This is a genomic window from Candidatus Methylomirabilota bacterium, from assembly GCA_035709005.1.
Taxonomy (GTDB): domain Bacteria; phylum Methylomirabilota; class Methylomirabilia; order Rokubacteriales; family CSP1-6; genus 40CM-4-69-5.
The window spans coordinates 1-2,983 of the sequence record DASTFB010000045.1 but is presented as its reverse complement, the minus strand read 5'-3'; the positions used below and the strand labels follow the sequence as shown (position 1 = coordinate 2,983).

The following is a 2,983-nucleotide window of genomic DNA, read 5'->3' as shown; positions in this document are numbered from 1 at the left end:
CGCCTTCCGAGATGCCGCCGGCGCTAGCGTCCTGAGCCGAACTGCGGTGAGCCAGGTGACGGAGCTGCGGGCGCCGGCCCAACCTGAACGCCCGGATCGGCTGAACGTGAACGCCAGGATCAGCGCAAGGTGAACACCAGGATCGCTCATGGTGAACGCCAAGATCGGGATGGTGAACACGTAGATCGGTGATGGTGAACAGGCGACCCTGCCCCATGGACGGGGCGGGCGCCTGAGCGGGGCGACGCTGGATGGTCCAGCGCGCCGTCCGCCCCTCACGAAAGGGGCGCGATGGCAGCCGAGCGACTGTCCATGCGGCAGATCCGTGAAGTGCTGCGCCAGAAGTGGGGCCTGGGGCTCAGCCACCGGGCCGTGGCCCGCAGCCTCGGGCTCGGGCTGGGCACGATCTCCAGCGTGCTCGGGCGGGCCCGGGGCACCGGCCTGGACTGGCCTCAGGCCCAGACGCTGACCGACGAGGTGCTCGAGAGCCGGCTCTACGGCCGGCCGGAGGTGGCGGGCCAGCGGCAGCGCCCGGCGCCTGACTGCGCCTGGATCCACGCCGAGCGCCGGAAGCCCGGCGTCACCCTGGAGCTGCTCCACCTGGAGTACCTGGAGCGCCACCCCGACGGCTACCGCTATACCCGGTTCTGCGACCTCTACCGGCGCTGGCTGAAGCGCCGCGGCCTGTCCATGCGCCAGGTCCACCGCGCCGGCGAGAAATGCTTCGCGGACTACGCCGGCCAGAAGCCGCGCCTCATCGATCCCGCCACGGGCGAGGTCGTCGAGGCGGAGTTATTCGTCGCCGCCCTCGGCGCGTCCAACTACACCTACGCCGAAGCCACCCCCACCCAGCAGGTCCCCGATTGGATCGCCAGCCACACCCGGGCCTTCGCCTTCTTCGGCGGCGTGACGAGCGCCGTCGTCTGTGACCAGCTCAAGAGCGGCGTCGTCCTCGCCTGTCGCTACGAACCTGGGCTGCAGCGCACCTACGAGGAATGGGCTGCCCACTACGGCACGGCCATCCTGCCGGCCCGGCCGGCGCGGCCACGGGACAAGGCGAAGATCGAGGTGGCTGTCCAGATCGCCGAGCGCTGGATCCTGGCTCGCCTCCGCCGCGAGACCTTCTTCTCCCTCGGCGCCCTCAACGCCCGCATCGCCGAGCTGCTCACCGACCTCAATGGCCGGCGCATGCGCCGGTACGGCGCCAGCCGGCGCGAGCTGTTCGAACGCCTGGACCAGCCCGCTCTGCGGCGGCTGCCAGCGGAGCCCTTTGTCTACGGCGAGTGGACCAAGGCCCGCGTGAACATCGACTACCACGTCGTGATCCATCACCACTACTACTCGGTCCCCCACGAGCTGGCGCACGAGGTCGTGGAGGTCCGCGTCAGCGCCACCACGATCGAGGCCTTTCATCGCGGCCAGCGCGTCGCCGCCCATCCACGCGATGACACCCGCGGCCGCCACACCACCAATCCCGCCCACATGCCCAAGGCCCATCAGCACCATCTCGAATGGACGCCCTCGCGCCTCATCCGGTGGGCGGAGACGATTGGCCCGCAGACGGCTGCGCTCGTGGCCGCGATCCTCGCCGACCGCCCGCACCCGGAGCAGGGCTACCGCTCGTGCCTGGGCTTGCTGCGCCTCAGCCGCCGCGACGGCGCCGCCCGGCTCGAGGCCGCCTGCGCACGGGCCTTCGCCGCCGGCGCCCGGTCGTATCGCCACGTGGACTCGATCCTCAAGCACGGGCTCGACCACCTGCCGCCTCTCGAGCCCCCGCTGCAGCTCACCCTCGTGCCGGTCCACGAGCACTTGCGGGGCCGGGACTACTACCAGTGAGGAGCCCATGCTGCCCACGCCGACCCTCGACAAGCTGCACGCCCTCAAGCTGCCGGCGCTGGCCCAGGCCTGGACCGAGCAGCAACGCAACGCCGAGCTGCACAGCCTGAGCTTCGACGAGCGCCTCGGCCTGCTGGTCGACGCCGAATGGCTCGCCCGCGAGAACAAGCGCCTGGCCCGGGCCCTGCAGGAGGCCAAGCTCAAGCTGCCCCAGGCGTGTGTCGAAGCCATCGACTACCCGGCCCGCCGCGAGCTCGACAAGGCCCTCATCCGCCAGCTCGCCACCTGCCGCTGGGTCGAGGAACACCAGCAAGTCCTGATCACCGGCGCCACCGGCACCGGCAAGAGCTTCATCGCCTGTGCCCTGGCCCACCACGCCTGCCGCCGCGGGTACCGGGCCTACTACCGCCGGGCCTCCCGGCTCTTCGACGACCTCAAGCTCGCCCGCGCCGACGGCAGCTACGGGCGCCTGCTCGGCAAACTCGCCCGTATGGACGTCCTCGTCCTCGACGACTGGGGCCTCGCCCCCGTGCAGGATCAGGAGCGCCGCGATCTCCTCGAGATCCTCGAGGACCGCTATGGCACCCGCTCTACGATCGTCACGAGCCAGCTCCCACCCGGCCAGTGGCATGACCATCTCGGGGAGCCGACCCTGGCCGACGCCATCTGCGATCGGCTCCTCCACAACGCCCACCGGATCGTGTTAAAAGGTCCGTCGCGGAGAAAGGAGGGCAAGCTCGACAGCTGAGCGGCCGGCCAGCGTCGCTTCGCTCCGATCACGATCCCCGATCGGCGCGTTCACGTTGGACCGATCTCGGTGTTCAGCTTCGCCGGTATACGCAGCTGGAGGACGTCATGGCGCGCATTGACTTTGAGATCTCCGGCGGCGGAACCGTCCGCTCCACCCTTCACACACGCGGCGCAAGCCTGGATCGCCAAACACTTGCCTGCTGACGCCCTGCGCCGATGGCCAGGTGTCTACATCCGCTGGTCCAAGCGCGTAGTAGTCCAGCGCCAGGAGTCGGAGGCCGAGGGCTGGCTGCGCCGGCAGCTCGCCTTGCTCGGTGCACGATAAGCGTCAGCGCAGGCTACCGCGGCTTCTTCTTAGACCAGCGTGCGGCGGCGGCCCGTCGCGCATGGGCACGGC

2 protein-coding genes are annotated in these 2,983 nt (G+C 70.3%); both read left to right on the top strand.

Annotated elements, in window-relative coordinates:
* Positions 1-291 precede the first annotated feature (291 nt).
* Positions 292-1,836 carry an IS21 family transposase gene (gene istA / locus VFR64_06675; protein HET9489418.1) on the top strand — a complete coding sequence of 515 codons (1,545 nt, stop codon included), beginning with the start codon at positions 292-294 and terminating at the stop codon, positions 1,834-1,836.
* Between the two features lie 7 nt (positions 1,837-1,843).
* Complete coding sequence (istB, locus tag VFR64_06670) at positions 1,844-2,584, top strand: IS21-like element helper ATPase IstB (GenBank protein HET9489417.1); 741 nt, start codon at positions 1,844-1,846, stop codon at positions 2,582-2,584.
* Positions 2,585-2,983 lie beyond the last annotated feature (399 nt).

What these genes read in the sequence shown, in the direction of transcription:
- istA (HET9489418.1), top strand. Translation starts at nt 292, where the DNA reads ATGGCAGCCGAGCGACTGTCCATGCGGCAGATCCGTGAAGTGCTGCGC.
- istB (HET9489417.1), top strand. Translation starts at nt 1,844, where the DNA reads ATGCTGCCCACGCCGACCCTCGACAAGCTGCACGCCCTCAAGCTGCCG.